General features: G+C 55.6%; 22 protein-coding genes. 13 read left to right on the top strand and 9 right to left on the bottom strand.

Annotated features, from left to right (window positions below):
• Positions 1-142 precede the first annotated feature (142 nt).
• Positions 143-1,012 carry a helix-turn-helix domain-containing protein gene (locus RB620_RS04930; RefSeq protein ID WP_308092436.1) on the bottom strand — a complete coding sequence of 290 codons (870 nt, stop codon included), beginning with the start codon at positions 1,010-1,012 and terminating at the stop codon, positions 143-145.
• 146 nt (positions 1,013-1,158) lie between these two features.
• Between RB620_RS04930 and RB620_RS04925 the strand changes: the two genes are divergently transcribed.
• The gene (locus RB620_RS04925) at positions 1,159-3,753 is read left to right on the top strand and encodes a GH116 family glycosyl-hydrolase (protein WP_308092435.1); all 2,595 of its coding nucleotides are present in this window, start codon (positions 1,159-1,161) and stop codon (positions 3,751-3,753) included.
• An 86-nt stretch (positions 3,754-3,839) separates the two neighbouring features.
• Here the strand turns inward: RB620_RS04925 and RB620_RS04920 are convergent, their stop codons facing one another.
• Both RB620_RS04920 and RB620_RS04915 read right to left on the bottom strand, forming a co-directional pair.
• A complete protein-coding gene (locus RB620_RS04920) occupies positions 3,840-4,835 on the bottom strand; it encodes an N-acetylglucosamine kinase (RefSeq protein WP_308092434.1) in 996 nt (331 codons plus the stop codon).
• Positions 4,836-4,851: 16 nt separating this feature from the next.
• Complete coding sequence (locus RB620_RS04915) at positions 4,852-6,141, bottom strand: 6-phospho-beta-glucosidase (RefSeq protein ID WP_308092433.1); 1,290 nt, start codon at positions 6,139-6,141, stop codon at positions 4,852-4,854.
• Positions 6,142-6,651: 510 nt separating this feature from the next.
• Between RB620_RS04915 and RB620_RS04910 the strand changes: the two genes are divergently transcribed.
• From RB620_RS04910 to RB620_RS04865, 10 genes are all read left to right on the top strand, one after another.
• Entirely contained in the window at positions 6,652-7,515 is an 864-nt protein-coding gene (locus RB620_RS04910; protein ID WP_308092431.1) for a MurR/RpiR family transcriptional regulator, read from the top strand.
• Between the two features lie 863 nt (positions 7,516-8,378).
• Positions 8,379-9,293, top strand: a complete 915-nt coding sequence (gene murQ, locus RB620_RS04905; RefSeq protein ID WP_308092430.1) for an N-acetylmuramic acid 6-phosphate etherase — start codon at positions 8,379-8,381, stop codon at positions 9,291-9,293.
• Between the two features lie 155 nt (positions 9,294-9,448).
• Positions 9,449-10,900: an ABC transporter substrate-binding protein gene (locus RB620_RS04900; protein ID WP_308092428.1), complete on the top strand. Its 1,452-nt coding sequence runs from the start codon at positions 9,449-9,451 to the stop codon at positions 10,898-10,900.
• A 97-nt stretch (positions 10,901-10,997) separates the two neighbouring features.
• A complete protein-coding gene (locus tag RB620_RS04895; protein ID WP_308092427.1) occupies positions 10,998-11,900 on the top strand; it encodes a carbohydrate ABC transporter permease in 903 nt (300 codons plus the stop codon).
• Between the two features lie 18 nt (positions 11,901-11,918).
• Positions 11,919-12,779, top strand: a complete 861-nt coding sequence (locus RB620_RS04890; protein ID WP_308092426.1) for a carbohydrate ABC transporter permease — start codon at positions 11,919-11,921, stop codon at positions 12,777-12,779.
• Positions 12,780-12,805: 26 nt separating this feature from the next.
• On the top strand, positions 12,806-13,777 hold the full coding sequence (locus RB620_RS04885; RefSeq protein ID WP_308092425.1) for a GNAT family N-acetyltransferase: 972 nt from the start codon (positions 12,806-12,808) through the stop codon (positions 13,775-13,777).
• A complete protein-coding gene (locus tag RB620_RS04880; RefSeq protein ID WP_308092424.1) occupies positions 13,774-14,481 on the top strand; it encodes a PIG-L deacetylase family protein in 708 nt (235 codons plus the stop codon). The genes RB620_RS04885 and RB620_RS04880 overlap by 4 nt, the downstream gene beginning before the upstream one ends.
• A gap of 3 nt (positions 14,482-14,484) precedes the next feature.
• A complete protein-coding gene (locus RB620_RS04875) occupies positions 14,485-15,636 on the top strand; it encodes an exo-beta-N-acetylmuramidase NamZ family protein (RefSeq protein WP_308092423.1) in 1,152 nt (383 codons plus the stop codon).
• Between the two features lie 259 nt (positions 15,637-15,895).
• On the top strand, positions 15,896-16,822 hold the full coding sequence (locus RB620_RS04870; protein WP_308092640.1) for an N-acetylglucosamine kinase: 927 nt from the start codon (positions 15,896-15,898) through the stop codon (positions 16,820-16,822).
• 507 nt (positions 16,823-17,329) lie between these two features.
• Positions 17,330-18,517, top strand: a complete 1,188-nt coding sequence (locus RB620_RS04865) for an anhydro-N-acetylmuramic acid kinase (RefSeq protein WP_308092422.1) — start codon at positions 17,330-17,332, stop codon at positions 18,515-18,517.
• A 154-nt stretch (positions 18,518-18,671) separates the two neighbouring features.
• Here RB620_RS04865 and RB620_RS04860 read toward each other — a convergent pair whose 3' ends face one another.
• The 6 genes from RB620_RS04860 to RB620_RS04835 all read right to left on the bottom strand — a co-directional run bounded on the left by RB620_RS04860 (position 18,672) and on the right by RB620_RS04835 (position 23,013).
• Positions 18,672-18,866 carry a hypothetical protein gene (locus RB620_RS04860; RefSeq protein ID WP_308092421.1) on the bottom strand — a complete coding sequence of 65 codons (195 nt, stop codon included), beginning with the start codon at positions 18,864-18,866 and terminating at the stop codon, positions 18,672-18,674.
• A 319-nt stretch (positions 18,867-19,185) separates the two neighbouring features.
• Positions 19,186-20,274 (bottom strand): IS200/IS605 family element RNA-guided endonuclease TnpB, encoded by a 1,089-nt coding sequence (tnpB, locus tag RB620_RS04855; protein ID WP_308092638.1) that lies wholly within the window; start codon positions 20,272-20,274, stop codon positions 19,186-19,188.
• A 96-nt stretch (positions 20,275-20,370) separates the two neighbouring features.
• Positions 20,371-20,748, bottom strand: coding sequence for a hypothetical protein (locus RB620_RS04850; protein WP_308092420.1), 378 nt, complete (start codon positions 20,746-20,748; stop codon positions 20,371-20,373).
• Between the two features lies 1 nt (position 20,749).
• On the bottom strand, positions 20,750-21,205 hold the full coding sequence (locus RB620_RS04845) for a hypothetical protein (RefSeq protein ID WP_308092419.1): 456 nt from the start codon (positions 21,203-21,205) through the stop codon (positions 20,750-20,752).
• 185 nt (positions 21,206-21,390) lie between these two features.
• Complete coding sequence (locus RB620_RS04840) at positions 21,391-22,245, bottom strand: lipase family protein (RefSeq protein WP_308092417.1); 855 nt, start codon at positions 22,243-22,245, stop codon at positions 21,391-21,393.
• A 180-nt stretch (positions 22,246-22,425) separates the two neighbouring features.
• Entirely contained in the window at positions 22,426-23,013 is a 588-nt protein-coding gene (locus RB620_RS04835) for a beta-class carbonic anhydrase (protein ID WP_308092416.1), read from the bottom strand.
• A gap of 291 nt (positions 23,014-23,304) precedes the next feature.
• Here RB620_RS04835 and RB620_RS04830 point away from each other — a divergent pair, with 291 nt between their 5' ends.
• Both RB620_RS04830 and RB620_RS04825 read left to right on the top strand, forming a co-directional pair.
• Positions 23,305-23,733, top strand: a complete 429-nt coding sequence (locus RB620_RS04830) for an SRPBCC family protein (RefSeq protein WP_308092415.1) — start codon at positions 23,305-23,307, stop codon at positions 23,731-23,733.
• 5 nt (positions 23,734-23,738) lie between these two features.
• Complete coding sequence (locus RB620_RS04825) at positions 23,739-24,095, top strand: ArsR/SmtB family transcription factor (RefSeq protein ID WP_308092414.1); 357 nt, start codon at positions 23,739-23,741, stop codon at positions 24,093-24,095.
• Positions 24,096-24,234 lie beyond the last annotated feature (139 nt).

The raw sequence follows: 24,234 nt of genomic DNA, 5'->3' as shown, positions 1-24,234 counted from the left end.
AAAAATGTAGTAAAGCGCTAATCAAAAATGAAAGCACTTACATTTTAAAACGCCTTGGCGCGGCGAACTACCCAAGAGATCATAGATGTTATTGAAAAAACTATACTTGTTTTTTGTCGAAAAGACATTCCGGGCTACGCCTTCAAAAAAGGCAGTCCCGGTTTCTCTTGTAATACCCCGGATTTACGCCGGTCGCGGATTTGAACGTCTTGGAGAAATGGTGGACATCCGAAAAGCCGCAGTATTCGCTCGCCTGTTGAAGGGAGAGTCCGTCTCTAAGCAATTCCTGGGCATATTCGATTCTAAGCTTCAACAAGTATTGGTAGGGAGTCATCTTGAAATGCTGCTTGAAGACGACGGAGAATCGGGAGGGCGAAAGCCCGGCTTTTTTTGCCATATCGCCGACGCTGATCGGTTCGGAGATATGAAACGCGAAATAGGCCGTGATCCAGTTCAAGAACGGTTGTTGGGAAAGCGAGTCTTGCTGGGGCTTCATATATTGTTTGAGCAGCGCGGCGATCCATTCGTGCGCAAGCTGATTGGCTTCCATAATCCCCGCGTAAGTTTGTTCTTGCCAGCAATCGATCATTTTGAACAATAGATCCCGCATCTTGTTCGGATGGACGAATTCCAGCTTGAACGGTATCCGTACGGCCTCGCAGTCATGGAGCCTGGGCTGCATATAGGAGGCGTAGGGGGTCATGTCCAATTGGCCGGGATAGGTGACGAAGCTGCGCTCACGGAGCGGATTATAGAAAAAATCGAGGTGAACGTACGGATTATTCGTATCCGTAATCCCTTTGATCGTATGGATGTCGCCGGGCTGAAGCAGGCAGAAGTCGCCTTCCTTCAGCGTATGGGTACGGCCATCCAGCCGTATTTCGAACACGCCTTCTTTGACGAAAAAAAGGATGTAGTCCAGCAAGCTGCGTTCGCCCAGAAAAAACGGGGGACGGATCGCGTAGCCCGCGATGCGAGTATAGGGGGCGATGACTTGTTTCTCAAGGATCATGGCATGTCCACTTCTTTCACGGTTGGATTTCAATCGTTTTTTACATAAAAAAAGCGGTTTATTGACAAAGGCGCGCGAGCGCCTATTCGTTATGATTAAGAAAATATCCGTTGTTAGTATACCATGAACGGAAAGAGGTTGAATGTGTGGAAAACGTATACAAAGGCGCAAAAACAAGAGAAATCAGCTTCCCTCTAGGAGGGATAGGAAGCGGGAGCATCGGCTTGGCGGGCAACGGCAGGCTTGTCGATTGGGAAATATTCAACCGTCCGAACAAAAGGAGCTTCAACGGTTTTAGCCACTTTGCCGTCAAAGCGGAACGGAATGGCAAGCTGCTTGATGCGCGGATTTTGAACGGAGACGTGCAGGCTCCATATATGGGGGAGCCTATCCGCGGCGCCAATCTGCATAGCGGGTATGGCTTTGGTCCGGAATCCCAGACGATGGCGGGCATGCCCCACTTCCGGGAGGTCGCGTTCAAGGGGGAATTTCCGGTAGCGGAGATGACGTTCGAAGAACCGGCGTTCCCGGGGCGCGTCGCTTTGACGGCATTCAACCCGTTCATTCCGTTGCAAGAGGACGATTCGAGTCTTCCGGCGGCATTCTTCGAATGGGAGATCGAGAATACGAACGACGAGCCAACAACCTATATGATCTGCCTCTCCGCGGGCAACCCGATTCCGACGAAGAAGGTCTATCACCGATACAGCGTCAGCGAAGGCGATCGCGGCCAAGCCATTCACATGATTCAGTTAGGCTCTGCCCAATTCGCCGACGATCACGTGTCCTTCGGCGATATGACCCTCGCGACAGACGCGGAGGAGGTCAGCTACCAGGAATTCTGGTATCGCGGCGGCTGGTGCGACAATCTGGAGATGTTCTGGCACGACTTCGCGCGGCCCGGCAGGCTGACCAACCGGCAATACCCCGAAGACAAGCCCCCCATGGCCAGGAAAGATACAGCATCGCTTGCCGCGCATGTCGAGCTCGGACCGGGCGAGAAGAAGAAGGTCCGATTCGCGATCAGCTGGCATTTCCCGAACGTGGAGAATCATTGGAACCCAAATCCGGCAGGCCCGAACGGCTGGCGGAATTATTACGCGACGTTGTTCGAGGATTCCGCGGCGGTCGCGAACTATGCGTTCGACCATTGGGACCGCCTTCTCGGGGATACGCTCAAATTCAAAGAGGCTTTGTTCTCGTCCACAGTGCCGGATGTCGTCAAGGACGCGGTGTCCGCAAACTTGTCGGTGCTGAAATCCCCGACGGTTTTGCGCCTAACCGACGGCACATTCTACGGCTTTGAAGGATGTATCGAGAATATCGGCTGCTGCGAAGGCTCTTGCACGCATGTTTGGAACTACGCCTACGCGCTCCCGTTCTTGTTTCCTCGCTTGGAACGCGGCATGCGGGACGCGGACTTCGCCTACAACAAACGCGCCGACGGCAGAATGTCTTTCCGTCTGATGCTTCCGCTCGGGCGAGAAAGAATGGATGCCCGCGCCTGCGCCGACGGCCAGTTCGGCGGGGTCGTCAAAGCGTACCGCGATTGGAAAATTTCCGGGGATACGGATTGGCTTCGATCGAACTGGCCGGCGATCAAACAGTCCATTACGTATGCTTGGGCCGAGAGCAACGAGGACAAATGGGATCCGGGCAAGACGGGCGTACTCACGGGCAGGCAGCATCACACTTTGGACATGGAGCTGTATGGCCCGAATTCCTGGTTAAGCGGATTTTATTTGGCCGCCCTGAAGGCGGGGAGCGAAATGGCGGCATTTTTGGGCGAGCAGTCGACCGCGGACGAATTCGAAACCATTTTCCGCAAGGGCAAGCAGTGGGTCGACGAGCATCTGTTTAATGGAGAGTACTACGTTCAACGCATCGCCTTATCTGATAAATTATTGCTCGATCCGTTCGGCGACGAAGCCGTGAATTCGTATTGGAACAAAGAGCGGGACGAAATCAAATACCAGATTGCGGAAGGCTGCGCGATCGATCAAGTGGTTGCCCAGTGGCACGCCAATCTTTGCGGGTTAGGCGAAATATTCGATAAGAACCAAACGCGCAGGGCGCTGGAATCGTTGTACCGGCATAATTTCAAAACCAGCATGCGGCATGAAGCCAATACGTGGCGGCTCTACTCGCTGAATGACGAGGGAGGACTCGTGATTTGCGCATGGCCGAAGGGGGTAAGCAAACCGGCTATACCGCTCACCTACAACACGGAGACCATGACGGGTTTCGAATACCAGGCGGCATCGCATATGATCCAAGAGGGTTTCGTCGAGGAAGGTCTTTCGATCGTTCAAGCCATTCGCGACCGTTACGACGGCGAGAAACGCAATCCGTGGAACGAGATCGAATGCGGCAGCAATTATGCCAGATCCATGGCCAGCTACTCCTTGCTGCAGGCTTTCAGCGGATTCGAATACGATATGGTCGAAGGAATGATCGGCTTCAAACCCTTGTATACGGAGAGCGGCAGCTTCAGCGTCATTTGGTCGCTCGACATGGGCTGGGGCACGTACGGGCAAACAGACGGGCGGATCGACATTCATGTGCTGGGAGGGAAGCTGGAGCTGAAGGCCGTTCGCCTGCCGAAGGAGCGAATCGAAACGATCGTCCGCATCGAATCCGGAGACTCTGCGGCGGCTTTCTTCGCCGAGGGAGACGAAATCCGGTTCGTCGAGCCGGTCACGCTAAATGCGGAGCGTCCGCTAGTGATCGTGTGTGCTTAGGCCATAAGCCGAAATATTGTTGATACGGTTAAAAAAGGGACTGCTCCGCGAAGGAGCAATCCCTTTTTGCCGTTGGATCCGTTCGATTAGCTTACCGCGTCGATTACTTTCGCGCGAAGCTCCGCGCCGACGGGACCGCCCAGCGCCAGCTCCAGCGCCCACAGAACGGCGCCAGCGGCCGGCGGCTCTTGCAGTAGGATGAAGCGGCACTCGCGGCCCGTCAGCTCCGCGACGAGGAGCTTATAGCGCTCGCGCATGACCGGCGATGCCGCCTTCGACCAGACGGAGCCGGCCATGACGATGTCGACGGGCTCGCCGTCGTCGAAGTCGAGATGGCTCATGCAGCCGACGGTGGAGTAGGCCAGCTGGCGAGCGGAGTGGTCGACGATGCCGGACGCGACCGGGTCGCCTTGCTCCGCGGCTTCTAGCAGCGTCGTGACGATCGCCGTATACGGCAGGCTGCGGGCGACCATTCCTTCCAGGGCGCGGTCCATGAACGTTTCCTTGCCAGCCGCCCCGATCAGTTCCATCACGCGGGGGGTCATGCTCGTCTCGGGCCCGAGGCGGTAGAAGCCGTCGTAGATCGCGCGCAGCACGCGGCGCGTCAAGTAGAAGCCACCGCCTTCATCGCCGGCGAGCTCGCTGCCGACGCCGCCGACCTGGAGGCGCCTCCCGCTAGGCGAGATGCCGCCGGTACAGACGCCGGAGCCGTTGATCGAGCAGATGCCGTAGCCTTTGGCGGAGCCGGCTTTGATGCCGAGGAAAGAGTCGTTGTCCATCGCGAAGCGGGCGAAGCCGATCCGCTCGATGACGGCGTTCAGCTGCTCTTTCTGCGAAGGAATATCCGCCCCCGCGAGTCCGAACGCTCCCGCCGCGACATCCTCCATCGTCAGGCCGTTCCGAGCCAGCAGCTCCGTAATCTGCTCGTTCATGACCTGATAAGCTTTGGCGTAGCCCTCCGGGAATTGCTCGTGGCTGCAGGTGCCGGAGCGGATATGGTCCTTCCGTCGGCCTTCAAGATCAAATAAATAATAGTCCGTTTTGCTATTGCCGCCGTCGACGCCAATGACGTAGTTGCCCATGGCAGGTTCCAGCTCCTTACGCGTTATTGAATTGAGGCAAGTAAGCCCGATGCGCTTCCTTCAGCTCGCGGAAACAGGCCAGCGCCTTGTCGTAATCGACGACGAGCGGATTCATCATGAGCGCCCGCATCGCCGCTTCCTCGCTGCCTTCGACGGCCGCCGCGACGGTCTCGCGCTCGTAGGCTTTCACCATCCGCATGTAGTCGACGATGTGGCGGTTAGCGAAGTCAGCGATGCGAATCGGCTTCGCGCCGTCCTTGCCGATGACGGCCGCGACCTCGACCGCGTCTCGCGCTTCCATGAAATCAAGCGCTCCGCCGTTCAGCAGATTGACGACATGGACCTCTTGCTTGTCGTTGTAGATCGCGTCGACCAGGCTGATCGCGACTTCGGAGTAATTGGCTCCGCCTCGGGAAGCCAGCAGCTCGGGCTTCTCGTGCAGCTCCGCGTTGGAATAAATGCCGAGCAGCTCCTCTTCGATGTCCATACATTTTTCGCCGCGGGATTGTTTGCTTTCCTTGAGCAGCTTTAATTTCTTGTCCTTAAAATAGTAATATTCCATATAGGAGGACGGGATCGCGCCGACCAGCTGGACGAGCTCCTTGCTGAAGCCGCTCGACGGGATGTTCTTCATCGTTTCGCTGTTCAGGCCCATCTCCAGCGCGTCCTTCAAGTAGTTCTTGCCGTCCTGCTCGATCGCCGTAATCCAGCTCAGATGGTTGAGGCCGACGTACGTCAGCTCGGCGTTCGGGAGCTCCATCGTCTCGTGAATGCTCTTGTACATATTGTAAGGAACGTTGCAGAGACCGAGCATCTTGACGTTCGTATGGTTCAGAATCGCTTCCGTAATGATGCCGGCCGGGTTGGAGAAGTTGATCAGCCAAGCGTCCGGGCACAGCTGCTCCATGCGCTTCGCGATGTCCAGCATGACGGGGATGGTGCGCATCGCCTTGAAGAAGCCGCCAATGCCGCAGGTCTCCTGGCCGATGAGATCGTATTTGAGCGGAATTTGTTCGTCCAACACGCGTGCCGGCAGCTTGCCCACGCGAATCTGTCCGAGCACGAAGTCCGCGCCGGTCAGCGCCTCGTCCAGCTCCATCGTCTTGACGACCTTGCAGTTCATATCCGCGGCTTGCACCATGCGTTCGCAAAGCCCGCCCACGATTCCGAGCTTGCGCTCGTCGATGTCCATCAGCGCCAGCTCGACCAGCGGGAGCGCGTTTTTGCGCTTAATGATGCCTTCCATCAGCTCGGGCGTATAGGTGCTGCCCGCACCGATAATGGCGATTTTGAGTCCTTTGTCCATGTCACTCATCCTTTGCGCGTTTATCAAGGCGAAACGGCTATCGCCGACCTTTGGCGAAGTAGCGCGTTGGAAAACACATGTCGATTTGAGGCCATTATAGCATAGGGTGAGTTTTTGCGACAATAATAGTTGCAATTTTAGTATCAAAATGATAATAATATTTTGAAATAATATTTTAGATTATTGGCGTTTCCATGAAGCGTTTGCTTGCTCGGCAAGAAGATGGCGGCGCCCCTCTGCACGGAACCGGACAATCGTCCGTGAAAAAGTCCACATCTCCGATGCAAACACTTGTAATTTGGCAGGAATCCGTATACTATTTAACCACATAAGAATGCGAAACTCCCGGCCCATACTAACCAGAAAACATTCTTTAAATATAAGAAAGTATAAGTTTCACCTATACTGGGCTTATATTTCTCGGAATGAAACGCGCTGCGCCGCCAAAAGAAGGCGCCAGCCGTTTCACCTTGGCGTCGATAAAACCTACGAAACGGCAGGTAACGTCATATGGCGATTAACGATAACGTATTGATCAAGATCCGGGACAGGAAGGACAGCCTGACGCCGGTCGAGCGGCTCGTAGCGGAGTATATTCTGGCGAACAAAGAGGAGATACCCCATCTGTCCATCAAGAGCCTCGCGCAAGGCAGCAAAACAAGCGACGCTTCCGTGCTGCGCTTCTGCAAGACGATGGGTTATAACGGCTATCGCAGCTTTATCGTAAGCATATCAGCCTCGCTCGGTTCCATGGACGAGGAGGCGGGCGAACAATATACCGATATTCAGCCGGGCGACGATCTCGGGACGATCATCGCGAACATTGGCCGGAACAATATGCGGTCCATCGAGGACACGATGAGCGTCCTGGACCGGGCGTCGGTCGCCCGCGCGATCAAGGCGCTTCAGACGAGCAAGCGGCTCATGTTCTTCGGCATCGGCGCTTCGGGCCTCGTCGCCCAGGACGCGGAGCAGAAGTTCACGCGCATCAACAAAATTTGCCATGCCTTCACCGACGGGCACAGCCAGTTGACGGCGGCATCCCTTCTGACAAAGGAGGACGTTGCGATCTTCATCTCCAATTCCGGCGATACGGTGGAGATTCTCGATTCGCTGGACATCGCGAAGAAGAACGGCGCGCATATCGTGGCCATTACGAAGTACAGCAAGAGCGAGCTGTCTGAGAAAGCGGACTCCCTCCTCAGCATCTCGACGCCGGAGATTTCGATCCGAAGCGGCGCCATGGGCTCGCGCATCGCGATGCTCACTATCATCGACATGTTGTTCGCCGGCGTGGCGAGCGCCGATTACCAGCAGGTGAAGAAGTACCTGTCGAAGAGCCGCAACATTATTTCGAACAAGCGCAGGAGGTAGGCGGGCTTGCGGCCGAATGACGGCAATAGTTTTATAGGTACAAAACAGGGCACTCCTACCGGCAGGTACGGAGTGCTTCTCTTTGCTGCGACTGCAATTACGGCCCAGCCCGGTTTGCGGCGGATCGCCGTGGCAGGGTAGGCCAAACCGTCTTTACATCGCCGCGCCGCCGTAATCCGTACAAGAGGAGCCTTCATTCGGTAGGCGCGTCGCCGTTGAGGCAATTTGAGCTTGCGTGGCCACCGGTTCGAGGCGTCTATCTAGTCAAAGACTGAGGAATTGATGCAACTGTACATCAATTTTCTCCAATAATGTCGCGAGATAGGGAAGTTGATGCGAATGTGCATCATTTTCTGCTCCGTAAGGGCGCGTAGGCGCTGATCAGCAGAAAAATGATGCATTTTAGCAGGAATTTCGTCTGTGAGTAACGGATGGCGAGTAAATAATGTACTTTTGCAGGAATTTCAGGTGACAGGTGACGACTAACTGTTCCTACCGTCAAGACTTAATCGCAATGATTTTTTACTCCAAAGCCCGAAAAGCTCAAACGAGTCTATCGTTTTGCAACCGTAATCACTGGAAATTTTAACGTGCGGACCATGAATACGCTTACCTGCGAAAACGCCGTAAACCCGCGCCGCTGCTGGTTCGACAGTGTTTGTGCAAACCGCACAAATTGTGATATAAAATGCCAATGATTTATTCCACACTAAAAATTTATTTCAAAATCTATTGACGTCCCTGAAATAAATTCTTAATATAGAGCTATGCTAAACATCATCAAGAACAACACGAACAGCATGAAGGAAATCGATCACATGGGACGTTTCATTCCCAAACATGATCACGTTAGGGGAATCACGATGAATGACTATCTTGCAAGCTTGACGACGGAGGGGATTAATCCCGAAACGGCGATGATCGATGAGATGTCCACGGAGCAGATGCTCGCGCTTATGAATCAGGAGGACGCGAAGGTGCCGGCAGCGGTCGGCGCGGAAATTCCCCAGATCGCGCGTGCTGTGGAAGCGCTTTATCGGGCATTGTCCACCGGCGGGAGAATGTTCTACATCGGAGCGGGAACATCGGGCAGGCTCGGCGTGCTCGACGCTTCGGAGTGCTTGCCGACGTTCGGCGTCGACCCGTCGCTCGTTCAAGGGTATATCGCCGGCGGAGATTCGGCGCTGCGGGTGCCCGTTGAAGGCTGCGAGGACGATGGCGAGGAAGGCAGAGCGCTTATCGATCGCATCGGCGTGACGAACAAGGATGCCGTCATCGGCATTTCCGCAAGCGGAAGCGCGGCATTCGTCATCGAAGCGCTTCGCAGAGCCGGAGAGGTCGGCGCGGTTACGATCGGCGTCGTGAACAACAAGGACACGAAGCTGGAAGAAGCGGCGAGCATTTGCATCGCACCGGTCGTCGGACCGGAGGTCATCGCCGGCTCCACGAGGCTGAAAGCCGGAACGGCGCAGAAGCTGGTGCTCAACATGTTGACGACGAGCACGATGGTGAAGCTCGGCAAAACGTACAACAATCTGATGGTCGACCTCAAAGCCAGCAACAAGAAGCTGTTCGACCGCTCCTTGCGCATCATCAAGACGGCAACTGGCGTGGACGAAGCGACGGCGGAGAAATACTTGCAGGAATCGTCTCTCGATTGCAAGCTCGCGATCATGATGATCAAGTCCGGGCTGAACGCCGGCGAGGCGAAGAGGGTGCTGACGGAATGCGGCGGCAACCTGAAGAAGGCTATACGCGTCTGCTCCAAAGTCATATAAGGTTGCTTGAAATAGAAGTAAGGTATAAGTTTATAGGGATACCTTACTCATATTTCTCGGAACGAGCCGCGCTGAGCCGCCGACTATGGCCGTCAGCCGGATCATTTTGGGCAGGATCGTATATATAGAATTTCATTAAAGGGAGGATCTTAGCAATGAAACAGAAAACAAGATTTGCTACAACCCTGCTTGCTCTCACGTTATCCGTAGGCGCGTTATCCGCTTGCTCCGGCAACGGCAACAACGCCCCGGGCAATTCGCCAAGCAACTCGCCGGGCACAAGCCCTAGCGCTTCCAGCGAAGCGCCGGCGGCGAAAGACACGATCACGGCCTTGCTTCCGCCGGTGTCGCCGAAGTACCAAGAAAACTTCAAGCAAATGGAAGCGGATTTCAACAAGCTTTATCCGAACCTGACTTTGAAAATCGAGCCTGCAAGCTGGGAAGACATGACCCAGAAGCTGGACACGCAAGTTAACGCGGGCAGCCCTCCGGATCTCGCCTTCACGAACTCCGAGAGCATCGCGAAGTATGCCGCCCTTGGCATGATGATGGACATCAAGGAACACTTGACGCCTGAGATGGTAGCGGACTTCGACGAAATTCCGTACGGCTACATGACGAAGGAAGGCGCGCAATACGGGCTTCCGGCTTACCTCGCCGTTCACTCCATCGGCGGCAACAAGCAGTTCCTGGAGGAAGCGGGCATCGATTACAAAAAAGTACAGCAATCCGGCTGGACTTACGACGAGTTCCGCGAAGCGATCAAAAAAGGCGTTGTGAAAGAAGGCGACGCAACCAAACGTTACGGCTTCGTATTCGCGACAGCGGGCGTAGCTTCCAAGGACTACTTGGGTATTCTAGTGAAAGGCGCGGGCATGCCGTATCCGTTCACTGAAGATAACAAATATGCGTATACCGACGAGAAATACCTGACGGTTCTGAAATCAATCCGCGAGTTGATCGACGACGGTTCCATGCCGAAGGAGCTGGGCTCCATTGACGCAGGCAAACGTTGGAACATGTTCCTGACCGGCCAGACGATGATTACGGGCAAAGGACTTGCCGTATTCGAGAACTCGGCTAACACGAATAATAAGAAGATCGAAGCAAACGACGGCAGCGCCGTAGCGGACAGCATCAAAGCGGAATATATCGTTCTTCCAATGCCATCGTTCGCAGGTCAGCCAGCTGTATCCCATGCGGTAGTCGACGGTTACGTCGCGTTCCGCGGCAAGAAAGAGCCGACTGCCGAGCATGCGGCGAACGTAGCGAAAGCAGCTTACTTCCTGGCGAGCGGCCAAGTAGCGGCAACAACGAACACGGACCTGTTCTTGTCCCACATCACGGACAGCGCACGCAAAGCGGCGGAAGGCGTTGATACGGGCCGTAACCCTGACAACATCGCTGCTGACGAAGCGCTCTTGAAACAAGCGCCTCCAGCGCGCGAGATTCCTACGGATCTGGCGGCGGATGCGATCAAACTCGAGAACGAAGTCATTATTCCGAAGCTGCAAGCCCTGCTAGCCGGAGAGATTACGCCGGAAGAAATGTTTGAAGCGGTGAAAAAAGCTGCGGTCGACACGTTCGGCGCGGATGGGGTCGTATAAGCGTTTGATTTGCGCTCGGATAGCCGCCCCGAAAAGCGGGGGGCTATCCGTTCTATGTTTTAGAAGAAGGATGCGGTAGTGAAAGGAGTCCTGCAAGATGGCACGAGGGACATCAACCATCAAGAATCGCTTGAATCGGGGAGACAGCGCATGGGCCTATGCCTTTATCGCGGTCGCTCTGATCGGATACGCGCTGTTCACGGCCTATCCCGTTATTAGCGCATTTATTATAAGTTTTCAAGAATACGCGCCTCTAGGTTCGACCTTCATTGGCTTTGACAATTACGCGGATATTTTCAAGAGCGAGCTGTTCGGGAAAGCGGTCTGGAATACGGCCTTTTATACGCTGCTTACGGTTCCGGTGGCGCTGATCTTGTCCTTCGCGGTCGCGATCATGATCATGCCGCTTAAGAAATGGGCGCAGACGACCTTCAAGGCGATCTATTATTTGCCTGCGGTCGCATCCGGCGTGGCATTGTCCGTGGTATGGCTTTGGATCTACGATCCGCTGCCGGGCGGCATTCTGAACCAACTGATCAGCCTCTTCGGCATCGAGAATCAGAATTGGTTAGGCTCGAGCTCGACGTCCATGTTCTCGCTTGTGTTCATGTCCTGGCTGTCCAGCCACGGCACGAGCATCATTATCTATGTGGCTGCGTTGCTTGGCATTGACGAGAGCTACTACGAGGCGGCGGACATCGACGGAGCATCCTTCTGGCAGAAAATGTGGCACATCGTCATTCCATGCCTGAAGCCGACTACGCTCTTCTTGCTCGTGACCGGCGTCATCGGTTCGTTCCAAGTATTCCAGAACGCTTACCTGATGACGGGCGGCGGTCCGGACCATTCCACGACGATGGTCGGCTTGCTTATTTTCGATACCGCGTTCAAATATTTCGAGTTCGGCAAAGCGGCGGCACAATCGCTCGTGCTTGCCTTGATGATCGGCATTATCGCGCTTATCCAGTTCAAATTCCTGGGCAAAGACGTGGAATACTAGGAGAAGGAGGGACCCGATATGGCCCTGTTTAACAACCATTTGGGAAATCGCACAGTCAGATACGCACGAAACACGATCATTGTGATCCTCCTTCTGCTATTTGCGCTCGCGACTTTGTTCCCGATTTACTTCATGATCATGTCTTCCTTCGGGGATCCCATCGAGGCGGGAGCGGTCAGCTATTCCATTTGGCCCGGCAAGTTCTCTCTGGAGTCTTATAAGTTCTTCTTCAACTTCAGCGAATATTCGTACCGGTGGCTCTGGAACTCGCTTGTCGTAGCTGCAGTGGTCATGGTATCGAACGTGATTTTTGCGACGATGGCGGGATATGCGTTCTCCAAAATCCAGTTTAGAGGGCGCAGCATCCTGTTCGCGGTTCTGCTCGCGGCGATGATGATCCCGTACCAAGTGACGCAGGTGCCGCTGTATATCCTGATCGTGAATATTTTCGAAATCCAGAACACGTACAGCGCCTTGATCTTGCCATCGCTCGTAACGGTGTACAACATCTTCCTGGCGAAGCAGTTCATGAGCTCCATTCCGAAAGAAATCTTGGAAAGCGCCAAGGTAGAGGGTGCCAGCCAGTTCAAGATTCTCGTTACGATCATCATGCCGCTTTCGAAGACCGTTATGGCCGTTATGGCGATCCTGACGTTCATGGAAACGTGGAACACGTTCTTCTGGCCGTTCCTCGTCACGAACACGATGGATATGCAGACGATTCAAGTCGGTCTGAAAAACTTCCGTTTCGCCAACACGACGTATTTCGCGCCGATGATGGCGGGAGCGACGATCTCGGCCGTGCCGATGTTCATTCTGTTCTTCAGCTTGCAGCGCTACTTCCTTGAAGGGGTAACGGTCGGCGCGGTCAAAGGCTGATCCTACGCAACAGGAGGAGGAACAACATGATCGCGACATGGAACGACCGCTATACGCTTGAAGTCATCGCGTTATGGAACGAAGCCGCCGTCAAGGACGGCTACAAGGAAATGACGGAGGAGTCGTTCGCGGGCATCGTGACGGGCAACGCGTATTTCGATCCGCTTAGCACGTTCGTCTGGCTTGAAGAAGGGCGCGTGGTCGGCTTTGCGTGCGGCTGCACCGGAGACGATCTCCCGCTCGGCGACGTTGCAGGGTATGTGACTTGCGTCGTGATGGCACAGGGGCATGAAGATGCGGAAAAGGCAGACGCGATGATCGCCGCGCTGGAGACTAGATTCGCGGAGCTCGGCAAGAAACAGGCGGATACGCTGTTCTTCAACCCGATGCATTTGCCTTGGTACATCCCGGACACGGCGGGGCATGAGCATAACAACGCCCCCGGCGTTCCGACGGGAAGCCTGCTGCACGAGGCGCTGACTCGCCGCGGTTACGTCGAACGCGCCATTCAGTGCGCGATGTACCTGCAGCTAGGTAGCTTCGAGGTGCCGGAGAGCATTCTGGCGAAGGAAGAGAAGGCAGCCGCTTCGGGTTACCGGGTGGAGATGCTGGATGCGGAACGGCATGTAGGCGTGGGCGAAATGCTGGACGCGCTAGGCAATCCGCTCTGGCGGAAGGAGATCGGCCGCAGCTTCGAAGACGGCACGCCCGTCGTTATCGCAGCGCGGCATGGACGGGCAGTCGGCTTCGCCGGACCGGTCGTTCGGCAGGCGAACGGACGGGGTTATTTTGCGGGAATCGGCGTTCATCCCGAACATGAGGGGCATGGACTCGGCTCCAGCCTCTTCTTCCGCTTGTGCGAAGCTTTCCAATCGATAGGAACGGATTATATGTCCCTCTATACAGGCAGCAACAACCCTGCCCTGCGCATCTATGAACGGGCCGGGTTCAGAACGGCGAAGACATTCGCCACGATGAGAAGGGAGCTTGGACCATGAGCGAAAGAGAACCGATTACGATACTAGGCATTGGCGCGCACGTAGGAGACGTTGAGCTGGTAGCCGGAGGCGTGCTTGCGAGCCATTACCTCAAAGGCGACAAAATCGCCACGCTAGCGCTGACCGCGGGGGAACGCGGCGTGCCGGCCGGGCAGGACGTGAACGAATATCGGGAGCAGAAAATTCGCGAAGCGCATACGTTTGCCGGTATGCTCGGCGGCGAAGCGCGCGTGTTCGAAATTCCCGACGGCGAAATTCCGGACGACCAAGAAATCCGCTTGCGCGTGTGCGACGTCATTCGCGAAGTAAAGCCGAACATCATCATCACGCATCACTGCAACAGCATGCACAAGGATCACGCGACGACGCACCGCATCGTTAACGATGCGCGTTACTTCGCGGCTTTGCGCGCGATGGAGCGCGAACAGCCGGCCCATTTTGCCGCCAAGCTTTATTACGGGGAGAACTGGGAGGATGCGGTCGGTTATGTTCCTTACGTCTATGTGGATTTCAACCAGGAAGCGTTCGACCTGTGGATCGAAGCGCTGTCGACGCATTGGTTCGTGACGGGCAGCAAGTCGTTTAACTACATGGACTACTACAAGTCGCTGGCCCGCGTTCGCGGCCTCGAAGCGCGCAAGGAATATGCGGAGACGTTCATGATTCCGCCGGAAACGATGCGTCTGCGGCAGTCGGAGCTGTAATCCATGCCGAGGAGAATAAGCGCGGGAATCGACAATATCGATCCGTACGCGGGATTGTTCGGCGGGAAACGGCTGGGGCTCATTACGGCTCCGACTGGACTCGGCGCGGATTTCCGTTCGACGATCGATATTTTGCACGACAAGTTTCATCTGGCGGCGCTGTTCTCTCCCGAACACGGCGTAAGGGGAGATCTGGCGGCCGGGGCGCTGGTGGATACGTACGTGGACGAGGCAACCGGCGTGCCGGTGTACAGCCTGTACCGGAAGGATTCCAAGCGGCTGACGCCGGAGATGCTGGATGCGGTGGACATGGTGGTCTACGATATTCAGGACGTCGGGACTCGCTATTATACGTTTATTTATACGATGTTGTACGCGATGGAAGACTGCGCGGCGGCCGGCAAGCCGTTCGTCGTACTGGATCGGCCGAATCCGCTGGACGGCGTGACGGTCGAGGGGAACGTGCTGAAGGAAGGATACACCTCCTTCGTAGGCAATTATCCGCTTGCGATGCGTTATGGGTTGACGGCTGGCGAAGTGGCGACGATGGCGAACGCGGAGACGGGTCTTGGCGCGGAGCTGTACGTCGTGCCATGCGACGGATGGGAGCGGGACATGCGATTCTCGGCCGGCAGCGGCGTATGGATTGCTCCGTCAATGGGGATTCCGCGGTTCGAGACCGCTTTGCTCTATCCCGGGACTTGTTTGTTCGAGGGAACAAACCTGTCTGAGGGTCGAGGGACAACCGCACCGTTCGAGATCATCGGCGCGCCGTTCGTGGACGCCGAACGTCTAGCTTCGGAGATGAACGCGAAGAAGCTGCCGGGCGCGCATTTCCGTCCGGTCTACTTCAAGCCGACGTTCTCCAAGCATGAGGGAGAGCTGTGCAGGGGCGTTTATGTCCATGTGCTGGATGAAGCGGCTTTGAGACCGGTCGAGCTTGGCGTGACGTTGTTGTTTGCGGTGAAGGAGCTGCTCCCGGAAAAGTTTGCGTTCCTGCCGCCCGTGCGCGAGAACGGACGTCCGTTCATCGACCTGTTGTGCGGCGATTCCGCGCTGCGGGAATTCGATGGTGATACGCGGGACCTGCTGGACGGATTCGCGGAAGAAAGCCGCGTTTTTGCGGAGCGCAAGAAGGCGTTCCACTTGTATTAGTCGAATGGATGTTGAAGTAAGAGCACCGCGCGGGAGGAACTGGCCGATGAGAAAGGTCTGCTCGCGCGCGGTGCTTCTTTGCTGCCCGATTCGAAATTGAAGAGACTACCGATGCGTTAGCCGTATTCCTGGTAAACCGGCAGATGGGCACAGCCGTGATGCAGGACGGTAGGGCATTGGCGGTGCGAGGTCTCGGCATCGAGGTATCGCGGCAGAGGGTCTGTTTCAAACTTACTTTTTAGGTCGGAGGTTGGCGAATATGCGTTATGTGGTCGGGCTGGACGGCGGCGGGACGAAGACGGCGGTAACGGTGGCGGATGAAAGCGGGGCCTTGGCGCATGCGTTCACTGCCGGTCCGCTCAATTTGAACGGGCAGGACGAAGCGAGCGTACGGAGCACCTTGTCCGGGATATGTGCGGAGATCGCACGCGTCTTGGACGGGGGACTGAATAGCTGCGCCGTCATGTGCGTCGGCGCTGCCGGAATTAGCAACCCCAACGTAAGCGGACGGCTGACGGACGGACTGAGGCAGGGCGGCTTCCGCGGAGAGCTGCTGCTCGTGGGCGACCACGAGACGGCATTATGGGGCGCGCATGAGGGGCCGCACGGGATGATCCTGATCGCAGGCACCGGCTCGATCGCCTTCGGAAGAAACGCAGATGGAGAGGTACACCGCGCGGGAGGCTTTGGCCACCTGATCGACGACGAAGGAAGCGGCTACAGCATCGGCCGCGATCTGCTCTCTGCCGTCGTCCGGGCTTCGGACGGGCGCGAGGCGCCGACGGTGTTGACGGAGCTCGTCTATGAGCGCCTTGGCGTCTCGACCGTGCAGGAGCTCGTCGGCTACGTCTACGCCAAGGACCGCAATAAGGCGGACATCGCGGCGCTGGCTCCGCTGCTGTCGGTCGCGTGCGAAGCCGGCGATGCGGCCGCTCTGCGCATCGCGGAGCGGAACGCCGCCGCGCTCGTCGACACGGCGTCCGCGGTTGCTGAGCGCCTCGGCCTCGCCCAGGGCGGCGAGCTTGCGCTGCTCGGCAGCGTGCTGCTGCAGAGCAGCCAAGTGCGCGCCGCGTTCGAGGCGGGCATGGCGGCGCGCCATCCGCGGCTGCGGTGCATCGACGCGAAGCGGGACGCGGCCTACGGCGCCGTGCTGCTGGCGCTCGCGGGGCTGCGCGGGGAGCGGTAGTAGGCCGGCTCGGAGCATTTTAGCGGCTTGGATGGACGAGGAGATGCTCGGATTCGCGCCCAAGGTACCGCAAGTGTGAGCTAAGACGCTGAGAACGACTTAGAAGCGGCAAAAGTGCTGCAGGGGCGAGCTAAGACGCTGAGAACGTCTTAGAAGCGGCAAAAGTACCGCAGGCGCGAGCTAAGACGCTGAGAACGACTTAGAAGCGGCAAAAGTGCTGCAGGGGCGAGCTAAGATGCTGAGAACGACTTAGAAGCAGCAAAAGTACGTTAAGCGTGAGCTAAGACGCTGAGAACGACTTAGAAGCGGCAAAAGTGCTGCAGGGGCGAGCTAAGACGCTAAGAACGACTTAGAAGCAGCAAAAGTACGTTAAGCGTGAGCTAAGACGCTGAGAACGTCTTAGAAGCGGCAAAAGTACCGCAAACGTAAGCTAAGACGCTACCAGTCAGGTAAGCTGTGGAAAAACTTACGGTTAAGTCGTTTCTTACTGAAGGGAGAGGGTCAAAAATGTTCCAATGGGTTCAGGAGAAGCCGTACGTGTATGCGGTTGGGTTAATGTCGGGCACGTCGCTCGACGGGGTAGACGCCGCCGTTGTGCGGATCGACGGGAGCGGGCTGGACGCGAAGGTTCGGCTAGTCCATTACTATACTCGTCCTTATGACGAGGCATTAAGGAAGAGGCTGAAAGAGCTGTGCGATCCCGCGACGTCAGACGTTTCGAAGATCGGCGGAATGAACGTGTACATCGCCGAACGGTTCGCCGAGGCGGCCATCGAGGCCGTGCATGAGGCGGGGCTGGCCATGAGCGACATTGCGTTCGTGAGCTCTCATGGCCAGACGGTCTGGCATATGCCGGAGGCGTCGCCATCCGATCCGTTCCTTGCGCGCTCCACGCTGCAGATCGGCGACCTATCGGTAATCGCGAAGCGGACCGGACGACTAACCGTCGGCGACTTCCGCCCGGCGGACATGGCCGTCGGCGGTCAAGGCGCGCCGCTCGTTCCTTACGGCGACCTGATCCTGTTCCGTCATCCTTCCAAGGGTCGGCTGCTCCAAAATATCGGCGGAATCGGTAATTGCACCGCTCTTCCGGCGGGCGCGAGCGCGGACGATTTATTTGCGTTTGATACCGGTCCGGGCAACATGGTCATCGATCAGGTCGTGCATACGCTTACCGACGGACGAATGGGCTACGATGCGGAAGGAGCATGGGCGGCTCAGGGCAAGCCCGACGAAACATTGCTCGCCGAGATGCTGGCCCATCCGTACTTCCGGATGGCACCGCCCAAGTCGACGGGCCGCGAGCTGTTCGGCGCTGCATACACCGCCGAATACATCGCGAAAGCGACGAAGCGCGGCCTCGAGGCGGCCGATATCGTGGCTACCGCTACCGCGTTCACGGCGCGCTCCATTGCGGATGCATGCCGCGACTTCGTTAGTCCTCGCTGCCGCATCGACGAAGTGATCGTCAGCGGCGGAGGCGCGCATAATCGCACCATGCTGACAATGCTCGCGGATTTGCTGCCCGAGCAGAAGATTCTCACCTCGGGAGAGCTGGGGCTCGCTGACGACGCCAAGGAGGCCGTTATTTTCGCGTTGCTCGGGAACGACTTCCTCCGCGGCATACCGAACAACATCCCTGCCGCGACGGGCGCATTGCGTCCCACGGTCATGGGTAAGCTGGCGATGCCGTAGCTTCCATTGAATGAAAGAGGGCTGTCCCCGGTCGAAACGAAACTTGATACGCAACCCTAAGGGATTCATCGACATACACCAAAGGTGTCACCCGATGTTATCTTCATAGGGTTGCGTCTCTGCCGTAGATAAATCCTAACGGACTGACATATTGTCAGCCCCCAGCCAGCAAAATCGAACCGCTGATCGTCCACATCATGAGGGCGAAGAAAATACCGGCAAGGACCGCGTAGCCGGATATTTGCTCGTCTTTCTTGAGGTTGTACAGCATTCCGGCGAAACAGAGAATAAACGCAAAGGCATAGATCGGCATCAAAATCATGCCGGAAATCGCAATGAATGCTTCCACTTCAATCCACTCCTCTTTGATCACGAATGGTCGGTACACCAGAAGACGGCAACTGTTCCATTTTAGTTAAATAAAACGGCAAGCGCAAAAACCACGATAACCGGCGCCGCCAGCAGACCGAATCGCACGAATCTTCTGTAAGGGCCGCCTTCCGTCACCTTAAGCAACGAATCCACCCCGAATTGAACACTCCCGCCACCTAAGAGGTGGGGGATTCTTGGGTTGTTGCTCCTCATGGAGCAAAGTTGTAGCGATATTTTCTAATGAAACATCGTACACCAAGCGATCCCTGTGGTTCCCACAGTTCCTATTTTCTTCGTTACAACGCCATGGCTTTTATGTTCTTCGCTGCATTCCCGTCTCGATCATGTACCGTTTGGCAGGATGAACACTTCCATACCCGAATGCTTAACTCTTTCACCTTTGCATGCTTCTTCCCACAGACGTGACAGGTTTGGCTCGTTGGGGCAAAAGCAGGTGTCTCCTTGATCGTTCGGCCATACCACTTGGCTTTATAATGCAGTTGTCGACTCATCTCCCCCCAGGAAGCATCTGCAATATGTTTGGCGAGATGTCGATTCTTCATCATGTTGGCAATGCGTAAGGACTCGATACAGATCGTTTGGTTTTCACGTATCCATCTCGTGGTCTGCTTATGCATCGCGTCTAATCGGCTATTTCGAATCCACTCATGGATTTGGGCTACTTTTCTTTTGGCTTTGGACCAGTTGCTTCCGTCTCGCTTTCTTCTCGCCAGAATGCGTTGCCATTTAGCTAGCATTCGCTCATACTGCAACGTATACCTCGGATTGTCCACGGCATGACCTTCCGAGGTCACAGCAAGCTGCTTGATGCCCACGTCAATGCCAAGAAAGCTGTCTGTTAAGGGAAGGGGCTGGATATCCACCTCACACACCAACGCTACAAACCATTTGCCGCTTGGGGCAAGTCGTACTGTAGCCGATAGGATCCGGCCTTCGAGCTCTCTTGACTTGGCAAAGGGCACCCATCCCAGCTTGGGAAGCTGCAAACGATCTCCCTTCATGGCAATGTTCCCGTTCGTATACCGAGTCGTGTAACTTTGTACGGGATGCTTGCGGCTCTTGAAGCGAGGTGGATCATTCTGCTTCTTGAAGAAGCGCTGAAATCCATCAGCCACGTTTCGCACAGCTGACTGCAGCGCAATGCTGTCCACTTCTTTCAGCCAAGGCCATTCACGCTTCATAGCAGGAAGATGTGATGCACAGGTGTTATAGGACAAACCCTTGCCTGTAGCCTGATAGGTCTGATTCCATTTCGTCAGGAGATGGTTAAACACAAAACGGCTGCAACCCAATGTTTTGCGCAACTGCACGATTTGTACATGATTCGGATAGATGCGATATTTGAACGCTTTATGCTGGAGCATCGTCTGATTCATCACCTCCCTACTCGAGTGATAGATGTTAACTTATCCCAATATTAGCACGTATGTTCGTATTTATCCAACAGCAAAATTTCAGATTCATCCCCTGCCAACACTCTCACTTCGTGAGCAAGGTGGTTTAGAGGCAGGAGTATTCTCGGTGTTTTTGATAAAGCGGCTGCCGAACGGATCCAGATCCAGCATCCACCCGAACAATGCCCCGAAACCCGCATGTCCCAGCCCCGACAAGATAGATCCGGCAACCCGATTCGGCACCCACCTCACGGTCGCGAATTCCAGAACAAGCGAGACGAGCGACCCGTAGATCAAGACGACGGGGAACGCGACGAACGACACGACGCCCAGGGTGGAGAGGAATTGGCCGGACAACCCTTCGTACATCGCTAAAGCGAAAAAAATCGCGTTCGCCCCGGCCGCAACAAAGGTACTGATCGCTTTGCGTATGAGCATATCCACGTTAAAAGCCCCTTTTCTGCTTCGGATTCGTCAGCCACACCGCCATGATCATGACGCCAACCACAAAAACGACTACGCCGATCCAAAAATAAACCGATGCCCAAATCGCCGCCTCTGGATAATCCCCGCTATAAACCGCGGCCCAATAACGACCTTCGGGCGTTCTCACGGCAATCGTCTCGCTCGCGCTCTCGCCGATGATGGCGTAATAAGGAGTCCCTTTCGGGAACGCATTCGAGAAGTTGCCGCGATAGGTTCCTTCCCGATCGGAATAGCGGGTAACCTTCCCAATCCTCTCCCCGATTCGATCTTCTGTTACTTCCGCCTCCGTCACCGTATACATCCCGCCTACGTAAACAACGAATTTGGATGCCCAATCAGCGAAGGCCGTCGGTATTCGAGCGGTCATTAGCAAGAGCACACACATCAATACGGAAATCAGCTTAAAATGGCGCATGCGGCAATCGCCTCCTAGCGAGTGGATGGCTTCACTTTTTTCTTTCTATCAATTTAAGCATAACGTTTTTCAAAAGGGAAAAGTTGTATTTCCGCAAAAAAACAAGCCCCGGATATCGCGTAGCAGCGTATCCAACTGGCTTGTTCATGAGAGTCGTCGAGCGCCATTCGCACCTCACAGGGATGTCATTGCGGGTTCAGGACGCGATACATCTCCGCCAAGGAGCCGCAGATTCGATCCTGAATGACCGCTGATTCGAAGTAACCGCCATGCGAGCCGAGCGGCGTCCAAGCCATCAATCCGGGATTGCAAACTTCGATATCCTCCGTCACGGCTCTGTTGTAGGGTTCGCTTAACGGTTTTATCGGGTAAGCGATCACGTCGTCTTTATCGTAAAAGTTCACCCATTCCCCGATCCCTTTTTGTTGAAACCTGGGAACGGGCACGGTAACGGGTTTGCCGAAATCGTCGTAGCGGAGGGTCCACAGCGCGATGGGGCTTCCCATGGTGTAGAGATGGGAGAGCGTTTCGCCTCGCTCGAGCGGCGTATTCCCGAACGCGATGATGGATTGAATGCGGGGAGGCAGCTTTCGGTTCTGCAAATCGTACAGGTAGTTGCTTGCGACGATCGTCCCGAGGCTATGTCCAATGAGACAAAGCGGAGCATCCGGGCCTGCCCGGCGCGCCAAACACTGAAGCTTTCGGGCGACGCGTTCGTGAATATCCGTGTAGATGTATTCGTGAGGCATCGGGTTATCGGCTTTGGGAATTGGCTGATAGGCGATCGCATCCCCCGCGAAGCTGATCATGAATCCCCGGGCGTCGATCCAATTGTCCCAACGCAGCTTGTAGGGTGCCAGCTTGGCTATGAGCTTATCCTCAATGCGATCGGTAATGTCCCCCCAGTAGATGCCTTCCGCTACAAGCTCGATTTCGGGGCAAACCAAGGATAGACGCCGCGCTAACGCCTCAGCCATCTCCTCGTAAAAGTCCGGTTTTTGTTTGCCAATGCCATGGATGAACCCGACCGCGATCTTCATGAAACATTCTCCCCTCGCCAAGCGCAAGCAAAAGCCGCCACAGTTCAAAATATGCTTGAAGCGGGCGAATGCTCCTGAACGATCAGGAAAACTTTGCATGGAGAAAAAACTTTCCGATGTGGTCAAAAAAGCCGGTCCGCCATCATTGTATGGCGGACCGGCTTTTTTGGGATTTTAGGATTATTGTTGCGGAAGGGTTGCTAGTTCTTCCCTGTAATCTTCGACGATGACATCAAGCTCGCCAGTCTCCGGATGGATGACGAAGCCGTGAACGGGAACGTCCTTCGGGAATAGCGGGTGATTGCGGATCATGCGGACGCTATCCATGACGCCCTCTTCGGGGCTGCCGAAACCTCGCAGGAACTTATCCATGCTGATGCCCGCATTCTCAAGCGTCTCAACGGCGAGCGGATCGATGCCGTGTTCGGCGAACTTGCCGAGCATGCTTTCGGCATCCAGATTCGTCATACCGCAGCCGTGGTGGCCGATGACGAGCACCTCGCGGGCGCCTAGCGCGTAGACGGCGACCAGGATGCTGCGCATGGCGCTTCCGAACGGCTGGGTCAGGATCGCGCCCGCGTTCTTAATGAACTTCGCGTCGCCGTTGCGCAGATTAAGCGCCTTGGGCAGTAGCTCGACAAGGCGGGTGTCCATGCAGGTCAGAATCGCGAGTTTTTTCTCAGGGAACTTATCGGTTAGATAGGCTTCGTATTGTTTCTCTTCGACGAATTGCTTATTAAATGCCAGAATCTGTGGCACCATAGACATGGAAAATCCTCCTCTATTCTAAGTCTAAGCAATGATCCGTATAGCTTGTATATTATTATTCATATCGAAAGCGCATTCGTCAAATCTTTTTCGCGGAAAATCGATTCTGCAATCGTTGGCTTCGATTCATTCGATTAGCTTCTCGATCGGATCTTCAGGGCAATTTTGACAGGTTGACATGAAACCCTAGGGTGTCATATAATCAAAAACATGAAACCTTAGGGTTTCCTATCGAGATCCAAAACAGTTGCATTACGGCAACCAAACATACCAACGGGAGGATGAAACAAGATGGATCAAAATCAATCGCAAACGAAGCTGCCGGACGTCGTGCAGGAAGTCGTCATTGGCGCTCCGGTGAACAAAGTATGGGAGGCCGTCTCCACGTCGGAGGGTATTGCCGCTTGGTTTATGCCGAACGACTTTCAGGCGGAGCTGGGCAACGTGTTTCACGTAGACGCGGGGCCGTTCGGCAAATCGCGCTGCGAGGTCGTGGAGCTCGACCCGCCGAAGCGCCTTGCTTTCAAGTGGGACAAGGACTGGACGGTCACGTTCCAGCTGGAGGAAGTGGAAGGCGGCACGAAGTTCACGCTGACGCACGGAGGCTGGGATGAGGATACCGCTACGGCTTTCGGGGAGAAACACGCAATCGTCCGCGAACGGATGGCAGGCGGCTGGGTCGGCATCGTCAAGAAGCTGGTCGAGTACGTACAAGGGTAACGTGTATGGGCGAACCTCTGCATAAAGCGGATGTATTCCAGGCGATCGCCGATCCGACGAGGCGCGAGCTGCTTCAATTGCTCAGCGGGCAGGAGATGCCAGTGGGCACCATCAGCGGTCACTTCCCGATTAGCCGAACGGCGGTGTCGAAGCATCTTCGGGTGCTGGTAAGCGTGGGGTTAGTGCAGGATCGCAAGGTGGGCCGCGAAACGCGTTATCGGCTTAATGCCGAGCCGCTGACCGAGCTCAAGCAGTGGCTGTCCTATTTCGAACGGTTCTGGGAAAACAAGCTGTCCGTCCTCAAGCATTACGTCGAGTCCGGGGACGCGGCTCCGGGTTCGGACAAGCCCCATGCCGAATAATCGGTCCTAGCCATCATAGGCAAGAAAAAACGATCGTCGTCCCGTGAGGAATTTTCCTTCGGGAAGACGGCCGTTTTTTGTTTGCGGAGGATGTCGAAATGAATTTGTCGAGAGACCAAGGAATGCCGCGAGGCTGGTT

Origin of the sequence: Paenibacillus sp. LHD-117 (assembly GCF_030929555.1) — a bacterium.
In the GTDB taxonomy this organism is placed as follows: Bacteria; Bacillota; Bacilli; order Paenibacillales; family Paenibacillaceae; genus Pristimantibacillus.
This window is presented reverse-complemented; position numbering and strand designations above follow the sequence as displayed.

What these genes read in the sequence shown, in the direction of transcription:
- RB620_RS04910 (WP_308092431.1), top strand. Translation starts at nt 6,652, where the DNA reads ATGGCGATTAACGATAACGTATTGATCAAGATCCGGGACAGGAAGGAC.
- RB620_RS04840 (WP_308092417.1), bottom strand. Translation starts at nt 22,245, where the DNA reads ATGAAGATCGCGGTCGGGTTCATCCATGGCATTGGCAAACAAAAACCG.
- RB620_RS04870 (WP_308092640.1), top strand. Translation starts at nt 15,896, where the DNA reads ATGCGTTATGTGGTCGGGCTGGACGGCGGCGGGACGAAGACGGCGGTA.
- RB620_RS04875 (WP_308092423.1), top strand. Translation starts at nt 14,485, where the DNA reads ATGCCGAGGAGAATAAGCGCGGGAATCGACAATATCGATCCGTACGCG.
- RB620_RS04845 (WP_308092419.1), bottom strand. Translation starts at nt 21,205, where the DNA reads ATGCGCCATTTTAAGCTGATTTCCGTATTGATGTGTGTGCTCTTGCTA.
- murQ (WP_308092430.1), top strand. Translation starts at nt 8,379, where the DNA reads ATGAATGACTATCTTGCAAGCTTGACGACGGAGGGGATTAATCCCGAA.
- RB620_RS04920 (WP_308092434.1), bottom strand. Translation starts at nt 4,835, where the DNA reads ATGGGCAACTACGTCATTGGCGTCGACGGCGGCAATAGCAAAACGGAC.
- RB620_RS04880 (WP_308092424.1), top strand. Translation starts at nt 13,774, where the DNA reads ATGAGCGAAAGAGAACCGATTACGATACTAGGCATTGGCGCGCACGTA.
- RB620_RS04930 (WP_308092436.1), bottom strand. Translation starts at nt 1,012, where the DNA reads ATGATCCTTGAGAAACAAGTCATCGCCCCCTATACTCGCATCGCGGGC.
- RB620_RS04865 (WP_308092422.1), top strand. Translation starts at nt 17,330, where the DNA reads ATGTTCCAATGGGTTCAGGAGAAGCCGTACGTGTATGCGGTTGGGTTA.
- RB620_RS04830 (WP_308092415.1), top strand. Translation starts at nt 23,305, where the DNA reads ATGGATCAAAATCAATCGCAAACGAAGCTGCCGGACGTCGTGCAGGAA.
- RB620_RS04825 (WP_308092414.1), top strand. Translation starts at nt 23,739, where the DNA reads ATGGGCGAACCTCTGCATAAAGCGGATGTATTCCAGGCGATCGCCGAT.
- RB620_RS04895 (WP_308092427.1), top strand. Translation starts at nt 10,998, where the DNA reads ATGGCACGAGGGACATCAACCATCAAGAATCGCTTGAATCGGGGAGAC.
- RB620_RS04890 (WP_308092426.1), top strand. Translation starts at nt 11,919, where the DNA reads ATGGCCCTGTTTAACAACCATTTGGGAAATCGCACAGTCAGATACGCA.
- tnpB (WP_308092638.1), bottom strand. Translation starts at nt 20,274, where the DNA reads ATGCTCCAGCATAAAGCGTTCAAATATCGCATCTATCCGAATCATGTA.
- RB620_RS04885 (WP_308092425.1), top strand. Translation starts at nt 12,806, where the DNA reads ATGATCGCGACATGGAACGACCGCTATACGCTTGAAGTCATCGCGTTA.
- RB620_RS04900 (WP_308092428.1), top strand. Translation starts at nt 9,449, where the DNA reads ATGAAACAGAAAACAAGATTTGCTACAACCCTGCTTGCTCTCACGTTA.
- RB620_RS04915 (WP_308092433.1), bottom strand. Translation starts at nt 6,141, where the DNA reads ATGGACAAAGGACTCAAAATCGCCATTATCGGTGCGGGCAGCACCTAT.
- RB620_RS04835 (WP_308092416.1), bottom strand. Translation starts at nt 23,013, where the DNA reads ATGTCTATGGTGCCACAGATTCTGGCATTTAATAAGCAATTCGTCGAA.